Origin of the sequence: Acinetobacter sp. 742879 (genome assembly GCF_000588535.1) — a bacterium.
Classification (GTDB): domain Bacteria; phylum Pseudomonadota; class Gammaproteobacteria; order Pseudomonadales; family Moraxellaceae; genus Acinetobacter; species Acinetobacter pittii.
The window spans coordinates 26,917-49,896 of record NZ_JFYC01000009.1 but is presented as its reverse complement, the minus strand read 5'-3'; the positions used below and the strand labels follow the sequence as shown (position 1 = coordinate 49,896).

22 protein-coding genes are annotated in these 22,980 nt (G+C 38.8%); 12 read left to right on the top strand and 10 right to left on the bottom strand.

The genetic code is table 11. From position 1 onward, the window contains the following. The first annotated feature begins 71 nt into the window (after positions 1-71). The 3 genes from J690_RS16270 (at position 72) to J690_RS16260 (ending at position 2,629) form a co-directional block, all read left to right on the top strand. Complete coding sequence (locus tag J690_RS16270; protein ID WP_032036950.1) at positions 72-1,715, top strand: nitrite/sulfite reductase; 1,644 nt, start codon at positions 72-74, stop codon at positions 1,713-1,715. Beyond that, the gene (locus tag J690_RS16265) at positions 1,708-2,193 is read left to right on the top strand and encodes a DUF934 domain-containing protein (RefSeq protein WP_032036949.1); all 486 of its coding nucleotides are present in this window, start codon (positions 1,708-1,710) and stop codon (positions 2,191-2,193) included. The genes J690_RS16270 and J690_RS16265 overlap by 8 nt, the downstream gene beginning before the upstream one ends. 82 nt (positions 2,194-2,275) lie before the next feature. Further along, a complete protein-coding gene (locus J690_RS16260; RefSeq protein ID WP_032036947.1) occupies positions 2,276-2,629 on the top strand; it encodes a DMT family transporter in 354 nt (117 codons plus the stop codon). A gap of 51 nt (positions 2,630-2,680) precedes the next feature. On the opposite strand, the gene J690_RS16255 is transcribed toward J690_RS16260, so the two are convergent. The 3 genes from J690_RS16255 to J690_RS16245 all read right to left on the bottom strand — a co-directional run bounded on the left by J690_RS16255 (position 2,681) and on the right by J690_RS16245 (position 5,053). After that, positions 2,681-3,124, bottom strand: a complete 444-nt coding sequence (locus J690_RS16255) for a VOC family protein (protein ID WP_032036945.1) — start codon at positions 3,122-3,124, stop codon at positions 2,681-2,683. Between the two features lie 129 nt (positions 3,125-3,253). Beyond that, positions 3,254-4,429, bottom strand: coding sequence for a thiolase family protein (locus J690_RS16250; protein ID WP_032036943.1), 1,176 nt, complete (start codon positions 4,427-4,429; stop codon positions 3,254-3,256). A gap of 108 nt (positions 4,430-4,537) precedes the next feature. Further along, entirely contained in the window at positions 4,538-5,053 is a 516-nt protein-coding gene (locus J690_RS16245) for a GspH/FimT family pseudopilin (protein WP_032036942.1), read from the bottom strand. Positions 5,054-5,432: 379 nt separating this feature from the next. Here J690_RS16245 and omp38 point away from each other — a divergent pair, with 379 nt between their 5' ends. Beyond that, positions 5,433-6,503, top strand: a complete 1,071-nt coding sequence (omp38, locus tag J690_RS16240) for an outer membrane protein Omp38 (RefSeq protein WP_031949255.1) — start codon at positions 5,433-5,435, stop codon at positions 6,501-6,503. Positions 6,504-6,624: 121 nt separating this feature from the next. Here the strand turns inward: omp38 and J690_RS24390 are convergent, their stop codons facing one another. From J690_RS24390 to J690_RS16215, 5 genes are all read right to left on the bottom strand, one after another. Further along, a complete protein-coding gene (locus J690_RS24390) occupies positions 6,625-6,783 on the bottom strand; it encodes a hypothetical protein (protein WP_032036940.1) in 159 nt (52 codons plus the stop codon). Between the two features lie 3 nt (positions 6,784-6,786). After that, the gene (locus J690_RS16230) at positions 6,787-7,992 is read right to left on the bottom strand and encodes an RtcB family protein (RefSeq protein WP_032036938.1); all 1,206 of its coding nucleotides are present in this window, start codon (positions 7,990-7,992) and stop codon (positions 6,787-6,789) included. Positions 7,993-8,256: 264 nt separating this feature from the next. Further along, complete coding sequence (locus J690_RS16225; RefSeq protein ID WP_014207587.1) at positions 8,257-9,717, bottom strand: amino acid permease; 1,461 nt, start codon at positions 9,715-9,717, stop codon at positions 8,257-8,259. A 21-nt stretch (positions 9,718-9,738) separates the two neighbouring features. Continuing rightward, positions 9,739-10,752 carry a methyltransferase gene (locus J690_RS16220; protein WP_032036937.1) on the bottom strand — a complete coding sequence of 338 codons (1,014 nt, stop codon included), beginning with the start codon at positions 10,750-10,752 and terminating at the stop codon, positions 9,739-9,741. A 63-nt stretch (positions 10,753-10,815) separates the two neighbouring features. Then, a complete protein-coding gene (locus tag J690_RS16215; RefSeq protein ID WP_002116159.1) occupies positions 10,816-12,174 on the bottom strand; it encodes a uracil-xanthine permease family protein in 1,359 nt (452 codons plus the stop codon). Between the two features lie 178 nt (positions 12,175-12,352). Between J690_RS16215 and typA the strand changes: the two genes are divergently transcribed. From typA to J690_RS16195, 4 genes are all read left to right on the top strand, one after another. After that, positions 12,353-14,188 (top strand): translational GTPase TypA, encoded by a 1,836-nt coding sequence (gene typA, locus J690_RS16210; RefSeq protein WP_002116501.1) that lies wholly within the window; start codon positions 12,353-12,355, stop codon positions 14,186-14,188. Positions 14,189-14,444: 256 nt separating this feature from the next. Continuing rightward, positions 14,445-14,876 (top strand): large conductance mechanosensitive channel protein MscL, encoded by a 432-nt coding sequence (gene mscL, locus J690_RS16205; protein WP_017385595.1) that lies wholly within the window; start codon positions 14,445-14,447, stop codon positions 14,874-14,876. 134 nt (positions 14,877-15,010) lie between these two features. Then, complete coding sequence (locus J690_RS16200; RefSeq protein ID WP_032036936.1) at positions 15,011-15,352, top strand: gamma-glutamylcyclotransferase family protein; 342 nt, start codon at positions 15,011-15,013, stop codon at positions 15,350-15,352. Positions 15,353-15,551: 199 nt separating this feature from the next. Further along, positions 15,552-16,733 (top strand): maltoporin, encoded by a 1,182-nt coding sequence (locus J690_RS16195; RefSeq protein WP_032036934.1) that lies wholly within the window; start codon positions 15,552-15,554, stop codon positions 16,731-16,733. 87 nt (positions 16,734-16,820) lie between these two features. Here the strand turns inward: J690_RS16195 and J690_RS16190 are convergent, their stop codons facing one another. Both J690_RS16190 and mutM read right to left on the bottom strand, forming a co-directional pair. After that, positions 16,821-17,111 carry a peptidylprolyl isomerase gene (locus J690_RS16190; protein WP_002051379.1) on the bottom strand — a complete coding sequence of 97 codons (291 nt, stop codon included), beginning with the start codon at positions 17,109-17,111 and terminating at the stop codon, positions 16,821-16,823. A gap of 19 nt (positions 17,112-17,130) precedes the next feature. Then, entirely contained in the window at positions 17,131-17,955 is an 825-nt protein-coding gene (mutM, locus tag J690_RS16185; protein WP_032036932.1) for a bifunctional DNA-formamidopyrimidine glycosylase/DNA-(apurinic or apyrimidinic site) lyase, read from the bottom strand. Positions 17,956-18,030: 75 nt separating this feature from the next. On the opposite strand from mutM, the gene J690_RS16180 reads away from it, so the two are divergent. The 4 genes from J690_RS16180 (at position 18,031) to J690_RS16165 (ending at position 22,960) form a co-directional block, all read left to right on the top strand. Next, positions 18,031-18,597, top strand: a complete 567-nt coding sequence (locus J690_RS16180; protein ID WP_017482160.1) for a DNA-3-methyladenine glycosylase — start codon at positions 18,031-18,033, stop codon at positions 18,595-18,597. 134 nt (positions 18,598-18,731) lie between these two features. Continuing rightward, positions 18,732-20,861 (top strand): TonB-dependent receptor family protein, encoded by a 2,130-nt coding sequence (locus J690_RS16175; protein WP_032036930.1) that lies wholly within the window; start codon positions 18,732-18,734, stop codon positions 20,859-20,861. Positions 20,862-20,870: 9 nt separating this feature from the next. Continuing rightward, a complete protein-coding gene (locus J690_RS16170) occupies positions 20,871-21,980 on the top strand; it encodes an NADH:flavin oxidoreductase/NADH oxidase (protein WP_032036928.1) in 1,110 nt (369 codons plus the stop codon). A 56-nt stretch (positions 21,981-22,036) separates the two neighbouring features. Next, on the top strand, positions 22,037-22,960 hold the full coding sequence (locus tag J690_RS16165; protein WP_032036927.1) for an AEC family transporter: 924 nt from the start codon (positions 22,037-22,039) through the stop codon (positions 22,958-22,960). The last annotated feature ends 20 nt before the right edge of the window (positions 22,961-22,980 follow it).

Here is a 22,980-nt window from a genome sequence, read left to right as displayed (position 1 = left end):
AAAGCATTTTATTGATGAATAAAAGCTCGCTATGCTATCCGCCTTAATAATGAATCTACTAGCCATACGCCATGTATTTATATACCGATTTCGACCAGCAGCTGGTTAATGAACGAGTTGCTCAGTTCCGTGATCAAACAGAACGCTATTTAGCTGGCAAACTTTCTGAAGACGAATATCGTCCATTACGTTTGCAAAATGGTTTATATGTGCAACGTTATGCGCCTATGCTGCGTATAGCTGTGCCGTATGGCTTAATGAATTCTAAACAATTACGTAAAGTTGCTGAAGTTTCAACTGCTTATGACCGTGGTTATGCACATGTATCTACACGTCAAAACATTCAGTTAAACTGGCCTGCACTTGAAGATGTGCCAGACATTTTAGCTGAACTTGCAACTGTACAAATGCATGCCATTCAAACCAGTGGTAACTGTATTCGTAACACCACAACTGACCAATATGCAGGTGTGGTTGCTGGTGAAATTGCAGATCCACGTCCAACATGTGAATTGATTCGTCAGTGGAGTACATTCCACCCAGAATTTGCATTCTTGCCACGTAAGTTCAAAATTGCTGTTTCTGCACTTAAAGAAAAAGATCGTGCGGCAACTGCATTCCACGATATTGGTGTTTATATCGTGCGTAATGAAGCAGGCGAGATCGGCTATAAAATTATGGCTGGTGGTGGTTTAGGCCGTACTCCAATCATTGGTAGCGTTATTCGTGAGTTTTTACCACGTGAAGATTTAATTGCTTATTTAGAAGCGGTTCTACGTGTTTATAACTTGCATGGCCGTCGTGATAATAAATATAAAGCGCGTATTAAAATTCTAGTTAAAGCATTAACTCCTGAAGTGTTTGCACAGAAAGTTGAAGCTGAATTTGAACATACACGTGAAGCATTGAAGATTCAGCCAGAAATCTTGAAAAAGTTAGATGAAGAGTTCACACCATTTGACTATCAAGATTTGGCAGATGAGGATTTCACAGCATTGTTTGCAGAGTATCCAAAATTCAAACAGTGGTTCAATATCAACACGCATGCGCATAAAGTGAAGGGCTATCGTATTGTTACGATTTCTCTAAAACGCGCAGGTATTGCACCGGGTGATATGACCACTGAAGAAATGAATTTTATTGCAGACCTTGCTGATAAATATACGTTCGGTGAACTTCGCACGACTCACGAACAAAACATTGCTTTGGCAGATGTACCTCAAAAAGATTTGTTCGATGTATGGCAAGCGCTTGAACAACAAAATATGGCGCGTGCACATATCGGCTTTATTACCGATATCATTAGTTGCCCAGGCGGTGATTTCTGTTCACTTGCAAATGCGAAATCAATTCCAATTGCTGAAGCGATTACACGTCGTTTTGATGACTTAGACAAAGTTTATGATCTTGGTCATTTAGATCTAAATATTTCTGGTTGTATGAATGCTTGTGGTCACCACCATGTAGGTAACATCGGTATTTTAGGTGTAGATAAGAAAGGCGCTGAGTTCTATCAAATTACATTAGGTGGTAATTCAGACCATGATGCATCAATCGGTGACATCTTAGGGCCATCTTTTGCAGCAGATGCTGTGCCTGATGTTATTGAAGAAGTATTAAATACTTATCTTGATTTGCGTACTGAAGGTGAGCGTTTTGTTGATACATATCGCCGTGTAGGAATTCAACCATTTAAGGAGCGTGCATATGCTTAATACAGCTCTACCAGTGCTTTATAAAGATGGCACGATTACAGATAATACTTATCAAATCATTGCTGAAGATGGTGTTATTCCCCAAGGTGATGTTGTTGTAACAACAGCTCAACTCGATCAATTAGCTAACGTTCAAGGCAAAAAAGCTTTGTATGTGACCGTAAATGATTCACCTGAAGAGCACACATTTCCATTAAGTGAACTTGATGCAATCTTCATTGAGTTTGCGGGTTTTGGTGATGGTCGTGGTTATTCATTCGCTGCACTATTGCGTCGTCAAGGTTTCCAAGGTGAATTGCGTGCAACTGGTGATGTGTTTAAGGATGTCTTAAACTACTTAAAACGTTCAGGTTTTGATAGTTTTGTGATTAAAGAAGGTAAAGATGTGCAAGAAGCGGCAGCTGGTTTGCAAGACTTTACCAACCCATACCAAGCTTCAACAGCCGTACCGCAAGCAAGTTATCAAACTGGTGCTTAAATAGTTTTTAAATATAAAGGCTGAACTCAGGTTCAGCTTTTTTTTATGAATAATTTTTAAATGACTCAACTGAAGAACAACAATGTTAGGTTTAATTTCAAAAATAAATCCCGGTGCTTGGTGGCTACTTTTTGCTATTGCGACAGATGTACTCTCAACATTTTATTCTGCTAAAGGGAATGGCCTAGCCAATAAAACAGCTCAGGGTATTGCTCTGGTTTTGTATATTATTTCTTTTGCATGTGCAGCTATCGCTTTGAAATATATGCAAGCTGGAATCTTATATGTGCTTTGGTCTGGAATAGGTGTATTAGCAACAGCTTTTTTGGCAAAGATTTTTCTTGGTCAGAATATTGATGTGGCAGGATGGGTGGGAATTGGTTTTATTACTGTAGGTTTAATGATTATTGCGCAATATTCCAATATCGATGTTTAAAGCCCTTATAGAAATAGTGGGTATCTCTATAAGGGCTAAATATTGAAAATATTAGGTTTCAAGCTGGCAGTTAACCATCCACTTTATACCGAACTGATCGGTAAAAGCGCCGTACAATGCGCCCCAGAATGTTTTTTCTAAAGGCATTTCAATTTGACCATTAACAGATAAAGCATCAAAAAGTTGTTTTGCTTTTTCTTGCTCATCTTTTTCAAGGTTGATCGAGATATAGTGATTATTTCCTTGGGTAAAAACGCTGTTAGGGGCACAGAACTGATCATTTGTATCTGAGGCCATAAGCACAGTATACTCATTAATCGGTAAAGAAACATGTAGAACCAGATTTTTGTCGGCTTCCGATAACGTCACACCTTCAGGCGCTGGCATATCACCATAACGGCTTAACATACCGAATTCACCACCAAATACTGATTTATAAAAGTTAAAGGCTTGTTCTGCTTGACCTTGGAAATTGAGATAGTGATTGAGTTGCATTGTTATTGTCCATTGTTGTTTTCGTTTAAAGGAATAAGTTAAAACTTAAAAGTGATGTTGTGGGTCATTTTTTGTAGTCTTTTCATAAAAAATCCCACCGAAGTGGGATTTTAAAATAATGAATTTGGATTAAATGAGTTCAATTGCAACCGCTGTTGCTTCACCACCACCAATACAGAGCGCAGCAATACCTTTTTTACCACCAGTACGTTTCAGTGCATGAATAAGAGTAAGAATAATACGAGAACCCGTAGAACCTACAGGGTGACCTAGGGCACAAGCACCACCATTGATATTTACTTTCTCTGCATCAAGTTTGAAATCATCAATTGGACACATAGTAACCATAGCAAAAGCTTCGTTAATTTCCCAAAGATCGACGTCTTGAGCATTCCATCCCGCTTTTTTAAGAACTTTTTCAATAGCACCAACTGGAGCGATCGTAAATTCTGAAGGATGTTGCGAGTTTGACGCTGTCGCGATAATTTTCGCAAGCGGTTGTAAACCGCGTTGTGCTGCAACTTCACTTGAAGTTAATACTAATGCAGACGCACCATCCGAAATAGAACTTGCATTCGCTGCGGTAATTGTACCGTCTTTTGCAAAAGCTGGTTTGAGTGAAGGAATCTTGTCAATCTTGGCATTTAAAGGTTGTTCATCCTGATCAACAACGATATCACCTTTACGACTAGGTACGCTAACTGGAACGATTTCGTCTTTGAAATAACCTTCAGTAATTGCTGTTTGAGCACGTTTCAAAGAGCGAATCGCAAAGTCATCCATTTGCTCACGTGTATAGCCACGAGTATTGGCCATATCTTGAGCAAATGAACCCATTAAACGCCCAGTTTCAGCATCTTCAAGCCCGTCAAAGAACATATGATCTTTAATTTCGCCATGGCCCATGCGATAGCCAGCTCGTGCTTTTGGTAAAACATAAGGTGCATTTGTCATAGACTCCATGCCGCCGGCAACAACAACTTCAGCACTACCTGCTTTAATCATATCAGCGGCTTGCATAACAGCTTTCATGCCAGAACCACAAAGCTTATTAATCGTTACAGCACCTGTAGAGTCTGGTAAGCCAGCTTTACGCATCGCTTGACGTGCTGGACCTTGCTTTAAGCCTGCAGGCAGTACACAACCCATAATTACTTCTTCGACATCAGTAGGTTGTAAACCTGCACGTGCGATTGCTTCTTTAATCGTTACCGCACCCAATTCAGGCGCTGTAAGTCCTGATAGTGATCCTTGAAAACCACCCATGGCAGTACGAGCACCATTCACAATTACGATGTCAGTCATTGTTGTAATCTCCGATTGTTCTTAATCTCAAAATAAGAAATGTTTAAAACCTAGGCAGTATATTGCAAAAAGCAAAGAGAGATATCTTCTGCATTAGACTGTAGAGTTCTAACAATTTTTAAGATCTTCTAAACGGGTATGCCCCATTTTGCTGAGAACTAATTTAAAGTTTTTAAGCTGGTCATAAGAACAATAAGTGAAACTGCCGTTGGACTCTCGTGGAAGGCCAGTGTCACCCTGAAATACAATACTATTTAGTTTTTTTCCAAACTTTTGAAATTTTAAAGACCCATAGCGATGAGCAAGTTCAACATTGGTTAATACTTCTTCATTGTTTTCTCTTTGTAGATTCTGATTCGTGTCTACAAAGCTTATAAGACTTGTATCCCAGTTACTATTACATGTAGATAAATCAACACTTGGGCAAAGTACGACACTCTTATGTCGTAGAATTGCGTCGTATTTGGCTTTTTGTATATGAATTGTGAGTAGTCGAGACGAATTTTTTAATTCTACAGAAGCCATAAATTGATGATATAAAGGAAGCGCTATAGTGGCCATAATCATAAGAATTGCGAGCGTTATAGTGAGTTCCAACAACGTGAAACCAGGAGATTTAAACATTAAAATTCCTTAATATATAAAGAAATATTTTGATTTTATGCTTTCTATCAATGGCTTATAATGATTTTTATAGTGAGGAAACACAAAATTAAATAAAGGTTATCAGGATGCTAGAATACTGGTAAAATCACCGTAAGCGAAAGAAAGAAGTTGTTCATATTTGCTAGTTGAGTGAAAAATTACCGAATTACAACGGAAATTGTAAGTAATTTTGTCAATAATTTACTTGATTAAAATTATCAAGCACTTGGAAAGTCTATCAAGTGTTTGTATGATTCAAATGTGAATAGCTTAAAAATAATACTGGGGTGAAAATATCTCAGGGGCCAATAAATTTAGGCTGAGCTTGAACAACAATTGTTATCTCTGGAGGATATCCATGAAATTGAGTCGTATTGCACTTGCTACTATGCTTGTTGCTGCTCCATTAGCTGCTGCTAATGCTGGCGTAACAGTTACTCCATTATTGCTTGGTTACACTTTCCAAGACAGCCAACACAACAATGGCGGTAAAGATGGTAACTTAACTAACGGACCTGAGTTACAAGACGATTTATTCGTTGGTGCAGCTCTTGGTATCGAGTTAACACCATGGTTAGGTTTCGAAGCTGAATATAACCAAGTTAAAGGCGACGTAGACGGCGCTGCTGCTGGTGCTGAATATAAACAAAAACAAATCAACGGTAACTTCTATGTTACTTCTGATTTAATCACTAAAAACTACGACAGCAAAATCAAGCCATACGTATTGTTAGGTGCTGGTCACTACAAGTATGACTTTGATGGCGTAAACCGTGGTACACGTGGTAACTCAGAAGAAGGTACTTTAGGTAATGCGGGTGTTGGTGCTTTCTGGCGCTTAAACGATGCTTTATCTCTTCGTACAGAAGCTCGTGCTACTTATAACGCTGATGAAGAGTTCTGGAACTATACAGCTCTTGCTGGTTTAAACGTAGTTCTTGGTGGTCACTTGAAGCCTGCTGCTCCTGTAGTAGAAGTTGCTCCAGTTGAACCAACTCCAGTTGCTCCACAACCACAAGAGTTAACTGAAGACCTTAACATGGAACTTCGTGTGTTCTTTGATACTAACAAATCAAACATCAAAGACCAATACAAGCCAGAAATCGCTAAAGTTGCTGAGAAGTTAACTGAATACCCTAACGCTACTGCACGTATCGAAGGTCACACAGATAACACTGGTCCACGTAAGTTGAACGAACGTTTATCTTTAGCTCGTGCTAACTCTGTTAAATCAGCTCTTGTAAACGAATACAACGTTGATGCATCTCGTTTGTCTACTCAAGGTTTCGCTTGGGATCAACCGATTGCTGACAACAAAACTAAAGAAGGCCGTGCTATGAACCGTCGTGTATTCGCGACAATCACTGGTAGCCGTACTGTAGTTGTTCAACCTGGTCAAGAAGCGGCAGCTCCTGCAGCAGCTCAATAATTTGAGTTCTTGAACAGTAAAAAAGCGACTCGTTAGAGTCGCTTTTTTTATGGCGATTTTTAAAATATTTAGTCATTTCTGTGTCTCCTTAATAATGACTTTCGATCTTGGTTTAAATTAGTTACCAATTACCTTTCTTCAATTGCTGTTTAGCATCTTGTCTATCTCTGCGATGTTGAGCACGAGGTTTTTCCGTTTCGTGCATACCACCTTTGTGAAGTAAAGGGGATAGAGCTACTTGATTACGGACTTTGATCTTTGGCATTTCTTTAATTTTCATGCTTTAACCTTTAATACATAAAACTTGTTTTAGAGTATGAACGACTTCAATGAGATCTGACTGATTCGCCATGACTTCATCAATGTCTTTATAAGCGCTTGGAATTTCATCGACAACGCCACTGTCTTTACGGCATTCAATACCTTGGGTTTGTTCAATAAGATCTTGCTGATTAAAAAGAACTTTTGCTTTACTTCTGCTCATCTTACGCCCAGCTCCATGAGAACAAGAACAAAATGATTCAGGATTTGCTTTGCCTTTAACAATATAAGATCGTGCTCCCATTGAACCTGGAATAATACCTAGCTCATCTAAACCTGCTCTAATTGCACCTTTTCGGGTAATCAATAGATTTTCACCAAAATGCATTTCACGGCTTACATAATTATGATGACAATTAATCGCTTCTTTTGTCATTTGAAAAGAAGGTAGAAGAGGGCGGATCGCTTCTAAAATTAATCGCATCATCTCTTTACGATTTCCAAAAGCATATTCTTGTGCCCACTCTACAGCTTCTACATAATCATCAAAACTTTTTGAGCCTTCAGCAAAATAACTTAAGTCTTTATCTGGTACATGGCCAAAGCGATGCTGAGCTTCTTTTTTGGCTAACTCAATAAAGTAAGTACCAATAACATTACCGAGCCCTCTGCTACCTGAGTGTAGCATTACCCATACATCTTGTTTCTCATCAATACATAACTCTATAAAGTGATTACCACCACCCAAGGTCCCAAGTTGCTTTTGCCATGTTGCATCAAATTGTCGAAGCATACGAACAAGGCCAGGATGCTTTTTGATAATTGGCTCTAAGCGTTTTTCAAGTGGAATAATGCTGGAAGCCTTTGCCTTAACCTGTTTATGTAAAGCAAAGCCAACCGGGACTTTGCGTTCGATCGCATCACGCAAACGACTTAAGTTATCAGGTAATTGTGAAGCCTTTAAACTCAAGCGAATTGCATTCATACCACAACCAATATCTACCCCTACAGCAGCAGGGATAATGGCGTGTTTAGTTGGAATAACACTACCTACAGTTGCGCCTTTTCCTAGGTGAACATCGGGCATAACAGCAATATGAGAATAGATGAATTGCAGTTGTGCCATTTTCTTGAGTTGTTCGATACTTTCACTATCTATGTCTTGAGTGAAAATTTTAACAGGGACACCATAGAGTGCCTCCTTGTTTAATATTTTTTGTATGCCCATAATTTTTCTCTTATTTTTGTCCGAGCAGGCATAAAAAAACCTAGCGAATGCTAGGTTCTAAATTTAAGCATTCGGACAAGTGGTGTGAATTTGTACACTTGTCCGTGAGCTGACATCGTGCCAAATTATTTAATCTGTTTTACCTTGTACTAATGGCATGATGTCCTCCTTATTTAAAAGTGCCGTTGAAAATCTGAACGGCATTTTACGCTTTTTAAATCAAAGATCAAGCTTTTGATCTTTGATTTACTTTAATGACCAGTTTTAATCTTGCTCAGGTTTGACGTTCATTTGATCGTAAGAGATCAATTTGGTTTTATTTTTCCACTTATAACCTAACCAAATGATCAAGAACAATGGCAAGCTAATATAAGTTGAAAGTAAGCCTAACCAATCAATTTTTCCACCTAAAATGGCTTGGTAGTTCTGTCCTAAGATAATGATTGAACAAAGAATAAATGCAAACCAAGGTGCAAATGGGAAAAATTTGGCACGATATGCTAAATCTTCTAATTTATAGCCTTGAGCAATGTATCCTTTACGGAAACGATAATGTGAAATCGCAATTCCTAACCAAACAATAAAACCGCACATACCCGACATATTGAGTAGCCAGTTAAATACTTGTTTTTCACCAATAAATGTCGTTAAAAAACAGAATGCAGCAATAAATGTCGTTGCGTATAGCGCGTTCATTGGAACGCCACGACCATCAAGTTTTGCAAACCACTTTGGTGCACGGCCTTCTTGAGCCATTTTAAACAACATACGAGTTGAGGAATACATGCCTGAGTTACCTGCTGATAAAATAGCAGTAAGAATGACAGCATTCATTAAACTCGCAGCGAAAGCAAAACCTACTCTTTCATAAAGCAATGTAAACGGAGAAAGCGCGATATCTTCAGTGGCTGCTGCTTGCAATAAATTCGGGTCATCATAGGCAATTAGAGTGCCGATAATGAAAATACATAGGATATAAAATAATAAGATTCGCCAGAAAATCTGTTTGATTGCAAGTGGAATTGTCTTCTTTGGATCTTTTGATTCGCCAGCAGCAACTCCAACCATTTCAGTTCCTTGGAAAGAGAATCCAGCAATCATTGCTACACCAATCATGGCTTGTAAACCGCCTACAAAAGGTGCCTCTTTGTAGGTCCAGTTTCCGAAAGTTGCAACACCTGGAGTTAGCATAATCTTGATGATCATGGCTAAGCCAATAATAATAAATGCAACAATCGCAATTACTTTTACCATCGAAAACCAGAATTCGCTTTCCCCAAATCCCTTTACTGTCATGGCATTGATCAGAAAGATAACAATAAGGAACAGGGCACTCCAATAGAACCCTGGAATATCAGGGAACCAGAACTTCATAATAAACTGAACCGCAACAAGTTCGAATGCAACCGTAATTGCCCAGTTATACCAATAGTTCCAGCCTAGAGCGAAACCAAAGCCTTCTTCGACATAACGACTGCCGTAAGTAAAAAAGGCACCGGATGTTGGTGTGTGAGTTGCAAGCTCACCTAAGCTGGTCATTAAGAAGTAAATCATAATGCCAATGAGTGAATAGGCGAGTAGCGCTCCACCAGGGCCAGCGTTTGCAATGGTTGATCCAGAAGCAAGGAAGAGGCCTGTACCAATGGAACCACCAATGGCGATCATATTCAGATGACGAGCCCCAAGCTTACGCTGGAGTTTTTCAGGAGCATGTGTTTCGCTCATGGAGATTCCTTACATAGTTTGTTATGCACAGGCATATAACACCTTAAAGCCTTGATGATCAGTTTTAATCTGGCACTGACCAAAGTGCTTCTCAATTAAGATCGGATAGTTTAAAAAACGGTTTGCTACAATCCATAGCTCACCTGATGCCTTTAAATGTTTTTTAGCGTTCTGGCAGAGTCCTTCACTTGCATCATAGTTGGTATGAATACCTTGATGGAAAGGGGGATTACTGACAATGGCATCGAGTTCTGTTGGAGCGTCTGCAATTCCTGTAACAGGCTGCAATCTCAACTGGTCTGAACCTATTCCATTTCGACTAAAAGTCATTTCCGTTGACCGTAAAGCGAAAGCATCAATATCTAGGGCATGAATAATATTACTTGAATTTATTTTTGCCAAATAGCAACTGATAATTCCAGCACCACACCCGAAGTCGGCAATTCTACCTGATTTCACCTGATTAAGATAAGGGAGTAAAACAGCAGTTCCGACATCTAGATGATTTTGGCTAAACACACCGGGAAGGGCACAAATCGTAAGTTCTTGTTCATTAACATGAACAGTGTAAGTTTTAAGCCAACTTTCGAGAGGTTTAAGCTGTTCTGTTTTTTCAATCTTTAAGTGCCATAGCTGACAGTGACGTGCACTATCAAGTTTAAGTACTTTGCCGAAGCTTTGTAATTGTTTGGCAGCGCGTTCAACACCACCTTTTTTTTCACCTACTAAAAAAACAGACTGAGCAGTTTTAAGATTGCTCATTACGACATGCAATATGTAATTTAACAGTTCTTTAGATTTGGGAACAAAAATGACAGCTTGATCGAATTTTTGTAATGGAAACTCAACTGAGAAATGCGCATTTGTTCCACTATTTATAAAGCTCTGGTAGTCAGCATGGTTCCATGTCCAGACTGAAGCATCAATATCAGCTGGTAATTGACTGACTAGGGCATCACTCGGTGCATTAATTAACAAGACTCTACCTTTTAAATAGTCTTGTTGTCTTAATATCACTTCACTTCTAGGATCCATGTACATCTCTCATGAAGAAGAATGCCCAGTGGAAACTGGGCAGTAATCAAAATTAAAAAATAGTTATTTGTGTGTTTCAGGAAGTACAACATTTAAAATTAATGCTGCAATACCGCCTGTCGCTACGCCAGAGCTAAAAATATTTTTAAATAATTCTGGTAGGTGTTCCAAAATTTGAGGAACTTGAGCAACCCCCAAACCTAATGCAAGTGAAATTGCGATAATTAAAAGTGCTCGGCGATCTAAATGAATAGATGAGAGAATGTTAATACCTGATGCAGCTACGGCACCGAACATGACCATCACAGCGCCACCTAATACCGCCTGTGGTACGGCTTGTATTACACCAGCTACTGCTGGAAATAAACCTAATAAAATAAGTAAAGCAGCAATCCAGATACCCACATAACGACTTGCAACCCCAGTGAGTTGGATGACACCATTATTTTGAGCAAAAACAGAGCTAGGGAAGGTGTTAAATAAACCTGCGAGTAAAGAGTTCGCACCATTCACTAAAACACCACCTTTAATACGTTTCATCCATTCTGGACCATTAACGGGTTGGTTTGAAAGTTTACTGGTTGCAGTCACGTCACCAATCGCTTCTAAAGATGTGACTAAATAAATAAAAGCCATTGGAATGAATAAGCCCCAAGAAAAGCTTAAACCAAAATGCATCGGCGTTGGAATCTGTACAAGAGGCGCATCTTTAATACCTGAGAAATCTAGGTAACCCATAAATCCTGCAAGAATGTAACCAATCACTAAAGCAATTAAAATTGCTGAGCTTTTAATCCAAACCACCCGAATGCGGTTTAGCACAATAATAATAGCAAGTACGGTACATGACATAATAAGGTTGTCTGCACTTGCAAAAGTATGGTCTTGCATGGCTTGGTAGCCACCACCCATACTAATCAAGCCTTCCTTAATAAGCGTTAAGCCAATTAATAGAACAACAATACCAGTCACCAAGGGAGTAATTAATCTTTTTACCCATGGAAGAATTTGCGAAACACCCATTTCAATAAAGGAACCAGCAATGACTACACCAAAAATTGCAGCCATAACTTGGTTTACAGGAGTTCCTGCGGCAACCATTGCACTACCAATACCAATAATTGGTCCAATAAAGTTAAAGCTTGTGCCTTGTACAATCAGAAGACCTGCACCAAACGGGCCGACTTTTTTACATTGAAGAAATGTAGCAATACCCGAAATCACCAAAGACATAGATAAAATCATGTTAGTTTCGGTGCGTGATACGCCTAAAGCTAAACAAATTAAAAGCCCTGGTGTAACAATTGGTACAATAATCGCAAGCAAATGCTGGAAAGCTGCTAAAAAAGCGATCAAAGGTTTTGGTCGATCATCTAAGCCATAAACAAGGTCAAGATGGTCTTGAGAGTGTTGATTGGACATGGGTGTAGGTACGCCGCAATTTCGCAAATTGGCGCTATTCTAATCGAGATACCTATCTTTACAAAACGAAATACAGGCTATTGGAAAATTTTTTTGTCAATGTCAATAAACTGTCACTACTCAAGAGTAGTGTTTTTCTGTATAATTTGCCCTCAAATTTCAGGCGTTTCGAATTTTCATGTCAGATATCAAAAATCTCCGTAATATCGCAATTATTGCGCACGTCGACCACGGGAAAACCACACTTGTCGATAAACTACTTCAGCAATCTGGTGCTCTCGGTGAACGAGCAGGCGAGATTGAGCGTGTCATGGACTCAAATGCGCTTGAAAGTGAACGTGGTATTACCATTCTTGCAAAGAACACTTCTATTACTTGGTTAGATAAACGTACTGATACAACTTACCGTATCAACATCGTGGATACCCCGGGACACGCCGACTTCGGTGGTGAAGTAGAACGTGTTATGTCGATGGTTGACTGCGTATTACTTTTAGTTGACTCTCAAGAAGGCCCAATGCCACAAACTCGCTTTGTGACACAAAAAGCCTTTGCTCGTGGTTTAAAGCCAATTGTTATTATCAACAAAGTTGACAAACCAAGTGCGCGTCCAGATTGGGTTATTGATCAAGTATTTGATTTATTCGATAACCTTGGTGCAACTGATGAGCAATTAGATTTCCCAATCGTCTATGCATCAGGTTTACGTGGTGTAGCAGGTCCTGCTCCAGAAGAACTTGCAGAAGACATGACACCGTTGTTCGAAACGATTGTAGACATCGTTGAACCACCAGCAGTTGATGTTGATGGTCCATTCCAAATGCAGATTTCTTCACTTGACTATAACAGCTTCGTAGGTGTTATCGGTGTTGGTCGTATTCAGCGTGGTTCAGTAAAATTAAATACTCCTGTTACTGTAATTGACAAAGAAGGCAATACACGTAACGGCCGTATCTTAAAAATCATGGGTTACCATGGTTTAGAGCGTATCGATGTTGAATCAGCATCTGCTGGTGATATCGTATGTATTACTGGTATCGACGCACTTAACATTTCTGACACCATTTGTGATCCGAAAAATGTTGAAGCATTACCAGCTTTATCTGTAGATGAACCTACAGTATCTATGACTTTCCAAGTAAACAACTCTCCGTTTGCTGGTAAAGAAGGTAAGTTCGTAACTTCACGTAATATCCGTGAACGTCTTGATCGCGAATTAATTCATAACGTAGCTTTACGTGTTGAAGACACTGACAGTCCAGACCGTTTCAAAGTATCTGGCCGTGGTGAACTTCATCTTTCAGTTTTAATTGAAAACATGCGTCGTGAAGGCTTCGAAATGGGCGTATCTCGTCCACAAGTAATCATCAAAGAAATTGATGGTGAAAGACAAGAGCCTTACGAAAACGTAACTTTTGACGTTGAAGAACAGCATCAAGGTGCTGTAATGGAACAAATGGGTCACCGTAAAGGAGAGATGACCAATATGGAAGTTGACGGTAAAGGCCGTATCCGTATTGAAGCAACTGTACCTTCACGTGGTTTGATTGGTTTCCGTTCTGAATTCTTGACTATGACTTCTGGTACAGGGATCATGACTTCAAGCTTCTCGCATTATGGTCCTGTTAAACAAGGTACTGTTGCGAAACGTCAAAACGGTGTATTGATCTCTATGGTTCAAGGTACTTGCTTGGGCTATGCATTGTTCAGTTTACAAGACCGTGGTCGTTTGTTCGCTAAACCACAGTTAGAAGTTTACGAAGGTATGATCGTGGGTATTAACTCTCGTTCAGACGATATGGTTGTAAACCCTACTAAAGCGAAACAATTAACTAACGTTCGTGCGTCTGGTACAGATGATGCTTTAACTTTAGTACCTGCAATTGAATATACGCTTGAACAAGCGCTTGAATTCATTGAAGATGACGAGTTAGTAGAAGTAACACCTAAATCAATCCGTATCCGTAAGCGTTACTTGACTGAAAATGAACGTAAACGTAACCGTGATAAATAATTTTTCTTAAATGAAAAAGAAAAAACCGCTAAATTAATTTAGCGGTTTTTTTAATCGTTATATTTGAAATTAAAGTGGGCTTAAAATCATATTTTTGTTGTAAGAGAATATGTTGTTAAAGTGTGAAATAACTTTCTTTTTTTGATAAAAATATTAAATTATCAATATCATGGCGAGTACTATCTAATTCGATAAGATGCCAATGAAAAAGAAAAATATGACGTGTTTCGGCCCCCCGACATCTGGAGATGTTTAGATGAGTATTATTCAAGAATTTAAAGAATTTGCCATTAAAGGCAATATGATGGATTTAGCCATCGGTGTGATTATTGGTGGTGCTTTTGGCAAAATCGTAGACTCTTTAGTAAAAGATATTATCATGCCACTTATCAGTGTGATTACTGGTGGTGGTGTTGATTTTTCACAAAAATTCATTGTATTAGGTGCAAACCCTAACAATTTACAATCTTTAGATGCTTTGCAAAAAGCAGGTGTTAATGTCTTAACTTATGGTAATTTCCTCACCATTTTAATTAACTTCATTATTTTAGCTTGGGTTGTGTTCTTAATGGTGAAATTATTAAATAGACTTCGCCGTGATAAAAATGAACCAGAAGCTCCAGCTGCAACTCCTGAAGATATTCAATTATTACGTGAAATTCGTGATGAGTTGAAAAAGCAAGCCTAATAAGATTTGAAATAAAAACGGTACCTTGAGTGCCGTTTTTTATTACTTCATATTTTATATTGGAATCAAGATATTGATAAAATTGCAAGATCGCAGATCAGACCAACTATGAATATTGAAAAAGGGATAGATGAATGAATCAGCTTTTTGTGTATGGAACATTATGTCCAAATAAAGCAAATGCACATATTCTCGAACAGATTGGGGGAACGTGGACCAAAGCTTCAGTAAGAGGAATCATACATATTTTAGATTGGGGACCAGATCAAGGCTTAAAAGCAATTGTGTTAGATCCTCAGGCGGAGTGGGTAGAAGGCTATCTATTTAGCACAGAAAAACTTGCTGAAAACTGGCAGATGCTTGATGATTTTGAAGGCTTTCAATATGAACGAGTTATAGTAGATGTAATGCTTGAATCAGGGGAAACTGTTAAAGCTTGGACATATCAAATGAATGCTCATGCTAAAAATATTTAAATACAAAAGCTGACTTCACGAACTCAATTTTTCTCTTTTAGATCTAGTTTTAAAAATAATATATGGAGGCTCTTGTTTGAGCCTTTTCAAATCAATCAAATAGTCTTCGTTTTCTTTCTAATAACCATTAGTCCTTTTATCCAACCTTGCTTGGAATATAAGTGAGTGTGGAAAACTCACACTTAAAAAGGAATTTTAAATGAAGAAGTCTCCTTGGATTATTGGAACTACGTTTTATGCCATATCGCAAATTACTTTCGCTACTGAAATTGGAGGATATGTACGTACAGGTATAGGAGTTACAGAGAGCGGGGAATTACAAGAATGTTTTCAGCTCACTGGCGCACCTTCAAAATATCGTCTTGGAAATGAATGTGAACAATATGCGGAGCTATTTGCCAAACAGAATCTTCTAAAATTGAATGATAATTCTGAGATTAGTATCAATGGAATGCTTCAATTTTATAATCAGTATGGTCAAAGTTTAAGTTTCAGTGGTGACCATGGATATACGCGGCTAAATCAAATCTATCTAGATTGGAAAAATATTTCTTATTTAAATGGAGCAAATCTTTGGTTAGGCAGAAGATTTTATAATCGAAATGATATTCATATGTCTGATTTATTCTATTGGAACCAAAGCGGAACAGGGTTCGGGATCGATAATTATAAAATTAATGATCTGTCATTAAGCTATGTTTTCTCTAGAAAAGATAATGTATTTCAGAAAAAATATATTAATAGACATGACCTTACCATAAAAGACATTCAGCTAAATGGTACAAATAAACTGAATACAGGCTTATCTATTATTGATGCAGATCATACAGGTTGGGCCTTAACATTGCAGAATATAACTTCCGATGTCTTAAATGGTAAGAATACAGTTGCTTTGCAATATGGCGAAGGAGCAGGTATGGGGCTAAGTTATACTGGCAACCCTGAGTTGGACCGAGATAACTCTTCTTTAAGATTCATTGAAGTTTTAGATTGGGAATCTGAAAATAAAGTTTTCAATGGACAGGCTCAATTTATATATCAAAAAGATAAATTTAAGAATCAGAATGATAGTGAATGGTTTTCCATAGGCTCCAGAATGGCGTATGTTGTACAAGACCATTTTAAAATATCGACCGAAATTGGCTATGACTGGATAGATAGCAATGATCAAAATCGAAGCCTAACAAAATTGACTATTGCACCAACTTGGTCACTAAAAGGAACAGGATATTACGACAGACCTGAACTTCGATTGTATTACACCTATGCTTTTTGGAACAAGAATGAACAGAATTTGAGAGATCGTTTATATCCTGATAGTGATTTTTATAACACAGGACATGGGTCAAATTTTGGCATGCAACTAGAATATTGGTGGTAAATTTAAAAAATAAAAGAGGCTATTTCGGCCTCTTCTATTGAGTAACTGGGCTATCGGTTATGAGTTTACATTAACTTGAGAGGAGGCTTATCTTAAGCTACCCATTCTGAATTTAACTTCTAAAAGATGATAGCCAAACTGACTTTTGATCGGACCTTGTAACACACGTTCAGCAGCTGTAAAAACAACTTTGTCGATGACGGGCACCAATTGCCCTTTTTTGACTTCACCAAGTTCACCACCACGTTTTGCCGAATTACAGGTAGAGTATTGCTTGGCAAGTTTGGCAAAGTCAGCGCCACTTTGAAGCTTCTTTTTTAGCTGCTCAGCTAAGTCTTTATCTTTAACTAAAATATGTCGGACAATTGCTGTTTGCATGTTGTCTTCCTCCAAAAAATTAAGGCTTTCTCAGCTTTTTAAGCGGTTGGCACTGTGGGCAAAATACACTGGCACGCTGACCGAGTTTTAAGTTTTCTAATGTGGTTTCACAGTTAACACACATTTCTCCAGCACGACCGTAAGCAAGAAGTGTTTGCTGGAAATAACCATTTTCTCCCATGGCATTGCTGTAGTCTCGTAATGTCGAGCCACCTAAATTAATTGCCGACTTTAAAATGCGTTTAATCTCGACAACAAGTTTCTCAATTTGTTGCATGCTTAAGTCACCAGCAGGCTGAGCTGGGTGAATGCCTACATTAAATAAGCTTTCAGTTGCATAGATATTGCCTACACCAACCACTACATGATTATCCATGAGTGCAATTTTTATGCCGACAGATTTATTTTTGAGTTTTGAAGCTAAATATTCTGCATGAAAGTCAGTACTTAAAGGTTCAGGCCCTAAAGTATCTATGAGTTTGCCTTGAGTCTCGGGATTAAGCCAAAGAATACAACCAAAACGGCGAGGGTCATGGTAACGTAATTGCTGATCTTCAAATTGAATAATCAGATGGTCATGCTTTCTCAGTTCGTCATTTGGCTCGGTTAGACGAAAGCTTCCTGACATGCCTAAATGCCAAAGCATTTGATCTTGTTCAAACTTTGCCAAAATATATTTTGAACGTCGATTTAACCCAATGAGACGTTGCCCAACAAGTTTCTGAACATCATCTGGTATAGGCCAGCGTAAGCTAGGATTGCGTACTTCAACACTTAGAACTTTTTGATTCAATAATGGAAATAAACTGGTTTTGGTGGTTTCGACTTCGGGTAACTCAGGCATGCCAACTCGCAGAATTAACAGATATACTGGATTAATCAAGTATAACGTGTGGTATGTAATATTTCAGAGATTACTATGTCAGATATTTTACCATTAAGCTGGTTTCAACGTGAAACCTCAGAAGTAGCTTATGATTTAATCGGCTGCGTATTGTGTAAGCGACAACCTGATGGCCAAGTGATCCGCTGTACAATTAGTGAAACTGAAGCTTATTTGGGCGTTCGTGATAAAGCTTGCCATAGTTACAATGACAAACGCACCGCTCGAACAGAGGTAATGTATTGCCCTGGTGGCACGATTTACGTCTATTTAATTTATGGCATGTATGAAATGCTCAATCTTATTACTCAGACAGAAGGTGTGCCTGAAGGGGTAATGATTCGTTCTGCATTTTTAAATAGTGCTTCAACTAAAAAAGACTATAAGCTTTTAGCTGGACCCGGCAAATTGACACGCTATTTAGGGATTGATCGGACTTTAAAAGGACAAACCTTGGGAGAGGAATCTGGACTATGGATTGAAGCGGCATCAACGCAACCAGAAGTAGTTCTAACGCCACGGATTGGAATTGATTATGCCGAAGAAGCAAAACATTGGCCTGAACGATATTGCTGGAAAGATCATCCATCTTTGAGTCGATAATTTTAATCTGGAAATCAGTTTTTAGATATCGAGGAAGAGTGTTCCAGATTTACAACAATGCAGATCGAATTCAATATCCAGACAAGACACCGCTTTTTGTTATCATAACTACAATATAAATAAAGGAAATAAGCATGTCCTTATTACGCTTAGACCGACTGCATTACTGTATTTTGATGAGTATGGGCTGTATTTCTAGCCCACTTGTTTGGGCAGAAGATTTAACACAAGACGTAACTGTATTGCCAACATTACATGTGGAAGCAACCCGTACCGATACAACCTATTTGCAGACACCGGCTTCGGTTTTTCGGATAGATGCACCTCAAGTTGATACTTCTTCACAAGTAAATTTAACCGAAGTTGTAAAGGGTATACCGAGTTTACAGCTTCGCAATCGTGAAAATTATGCGCAAGATTTACAGTTATCTATGCGTGGTTTTGGTGCACGTTCAACTTTTGGTGTTCGAGGTATTCGTTTATATGTCGATGGTATTCCTGCAACAATGCCAGATGGACAAGGCCAAACGTCTAATATCGATTTAAGTAGTCTGGACCATGTTGAAGTTCTAACAGGACCTTTTTCCTCACTTTATGGAAACTCATCGGGTGGGACAATTTTAACTTCTACTAAAGAAGGGCAAGGGAAAGATTCGATTGAGCTGAGTTATTCGGGAGGCAGCCACGATAAAAGCCGAGCAGGACTCGTGCTACAAGGTGGAGCAAAGGGCGCGAATGAACCAAGTTATGTTATTAGTTCATCATACTTCGATACTGATGGTTACCGAGAACATAGCGGTGCAGAAAAAGTACTAAATAATGCAAAGCTCAGTTGGAATCTTGTTGATGGTAGTAAAATCAATTGGGTAACCAACTATGTAAAAATTCATGCAGATGACCCGCAGGGTTTGAACCGTGATCAGTGGAATGCAAATCCAAAGCAACAAGTTCCATTTTTAAAGCAATTTAATGTCCGTAAAGATATTGAACAGACCCAAACAGGGGTGACATGGTCTAAGCCTATTAATGATAAAAATGAACTCTATGCCATGGCATATTTAGGTAATCGCCAAGTCACTCAATATCAATCTATTCCTAAATCAACACAAGATGCCAGCATCAATCATGCAGGCGGGGTAATTGATTTTGAACGTGATTATTATGGTGCTGACTTCCGTTGGACGGGCAAAGAGTTACTTCCAAATACTACTTTAAGTGTTGGTGTTGCACTCGATGCAATGGATGAAGATCGTAAAGGTTTTGAAAACTTTAATTTAGTAAACGGACAGCCTTCTTATGGTGTCAAAGGTAATTTGCGCCGTGATGAAGATAATACTTTGTGGAATATCGACCCATATTTACAAGCATCATGGCAGTTCTTACCAACTTGGCGTTTAGATACGGGTGTTCGCTATAGCAATGTCCATTACAAATCTAAAGATAACTATTTAAGTAATGGCGACGATAGTGGTAAGACTGATTACAGTAAAGTTTTGCCTTCGGCTGCTTTAAGCTGGCAAATTTTACCTGAACTGATGGCTTATGTGAGTTATGCCAAAGGATTTGAAACGCCAACTTTTACTGAAATGGCATATCGTCCAGATGGAGAAAGTGGTTTTAATTTTGATTTAACCGCATCCACAAGCGATACCTATGAAACAGGCTTAAAATCACAAAACCAATTAGGTGATTTTACTTTGGCAGTTTTTCAAACTAAAACCAAAGATGATATCGTTTCTGCCGGCAACTCAAATGGTCGATCAACATTCCGTAATGCCGATAAAACCCTACGTGAAGGCGTAGAGTTTGCATGGAATAAAAAGTTGTGGCGAGATTTAACAGCGACTGCTAGCTATACATATTTAGATGCAACTTTTGATGCTGATATTCCAGCTTTAGGAAGTATTGCTCAAATTCCATCGGGTAATGCCATTCCTGGAATTGCTAAAAACCAAGCTTATGCCTCTTTAGCTTGGCAGCCATCGCACGGGCTATATGGCGGTGTAGATGTACAGTATATGGATAAAGTATACGTGAATGATACCAACAATGACGCAGCGCCAAGCTACAGTGTAACCTCAGCTAATGTGGGTTATGCATGGGTAATGGGCGACTGGAAAGTGAATAGCTTTGCCCGTGTTGATAACCTATTTGATAAAAACTATGCAGGTTCAGTGATCGTAAATGATGGTAATGGACGTTACTTTGAACCAGCAGATGGACGTAACTGGAGTGCAGGTTTACGTGTAATTAAGCAATTCTAGGAATTAAAAATGGCAAAATTATTTGAAGCGGTTAACTTTGGTTCACTACAACTGGTCAATAGAATTGTAGTTGCTCCGATGTGCCAATATTCGGCAACAGATGATGGTGAAATTACCTATTGGCATGAACAGCAATGGGCGAATTATGCATTATCTGGCGCTGGGCTTTGTATTGTAGAGGCGACAGCTGTACAACCTGAAGGTCGGATTAGTTATGCTGACCTTGGGCTTTGGAATGATCAACAACGTGACAAAATTAAAACGTTGTTAGCTAAGGTTCATACACTTTCACCGATGCCATTTGGAATTCAGTTAGCACATGCAGGGCGTAAAGCATCTACTGAAAAGCCGTGGTTAGGTAAAGGTCAAATTGCAAAAGATCAGCCTCATGGATGGCAAACGGTTGCTCCAAGTGAAAGTACCTTTTCTGTTCATGATGCAGCGCCCCATGCTTTGACTATTGCTGAGATTAAACAAGTTCAGCAAGACTTTGCAGCAGCGGCAAAACGTGCTGTAGAAGCTGGATTTGAGTTGATTGAAGTTCATGCTGCGCACGGTTATTTACTACATCAATTCTTATCGCCAATTGCCAATCAGCGTACTGATGAATATGGCGGTTCTTTAGAAAACCGTATGCGTATGACCCTTGAGGTTCTTCAGGCAATTAAACTCGCTGTACCAGAAGGTTATCCTGTCGGTGTTAGGTTATCTGCAACCGATTGGTTAGAGAGCATTGAGCATTGGGATGTTGAATCTACGGTTGGTTTATCAAAAGCTTTAGAGCAATTGGGCGCAGCCTATGTGCATGTGTCTAGTGGTGGTTTGCACGAGCATCAATCTATTACGATTGGGGCTGGTTACCAAGTTCCATTTGCCGAACAAGTCAAAAAGCATGTGTCTATTCCAGTCATTGCTGTAGGATTAATTACTGAGCCAGAACATGCCGAACAAATTTTGGAAAACCAGCAAGCTGATGCTATTGGTCTTGCCCGTGCAATGTTATATGACCCAAGATGGCCTTGGCATGCAGCAGCGGCTTTAGGGGCAGAAGTTAAAATTGCGCCTCAGTATTTACGTTGCCAACCACATGGATTAAAGCAGCTTTTTAACTCTTTTTAATTGTATTGGGCAAAGTCATCTTTGCCCATTTTTCTTTCGCTAAGTGAGGACGGTCAGTGGTTTTTCAGGTTATTTTACCTATCTTGATATTGCTATTGATGGGTTATGTTTGTGTCTTCATCAAATTGGTAACACCTGAACAGATCAGGGCTCTTAGCGCATTTGTAATTAAAATTTCCTTACCGGCTTTTTTAATTCATTCTTTGGCAAATAAAAACTTACAAGACATTTGGCACCCAGCTTATTTTCTTGCTTATGGCGGTGGGTCCTTAATTTTATTTTTCTTGGCTTTCATTCTCTATCGAAAATATTTTAAAAATAGCTTAACCCATAGCGCCGTTATTTCGATGGGTGCATCTATGTCCAATACTGGATTTATGGGAACAGCTATTCTAACCATGTTGATAGGTAATCACGCTGCGATCTATATTTCTTTAACACTCATCATTGAGAATTTATTGATTGTGGCGCTCATGCTGATTTTGGCCGAAGCTGGTTTACATCAACAACAAAATCTTTTACCACTTTTAAAACAGACTTTTTTAAACTTACTCAAGAATCCTGTCATTATCGCGATTTTAGTTGGGATGGGATGCATTCTTTTAGATGTTAATCTTCCTGCAACGCTTGACCAATCTTTAGAGTTACTTGGGCGTACAGCTTCGCCTTTGGCCTTGTTTGCAATTGGCGGAAGTTTAGTAGGTATTGGAATAACAACGGTAAATATAGAAAGTGTTTTGTTAGCGACCTTTAAAGTTGTACTAATGCCATCTGTTATTTTTACACTTTTTTTAATAACTCCAAATGTAAGCCGTGAAATGCTTTACGCAGGAACATTAATCGCTGCTTTACCGATGCCGATTGCTTTCGGCATTTTTGGACAAGCCTATGGCTTAAATGAAAAGGCGTTAACACCACTTATGATTAGTACAATTGTTGGTTTTATTGGTGTGAGCTGGCTTATTGCTTTGTGGTGGTAAAAGAAAAGCCCCATAAGGGG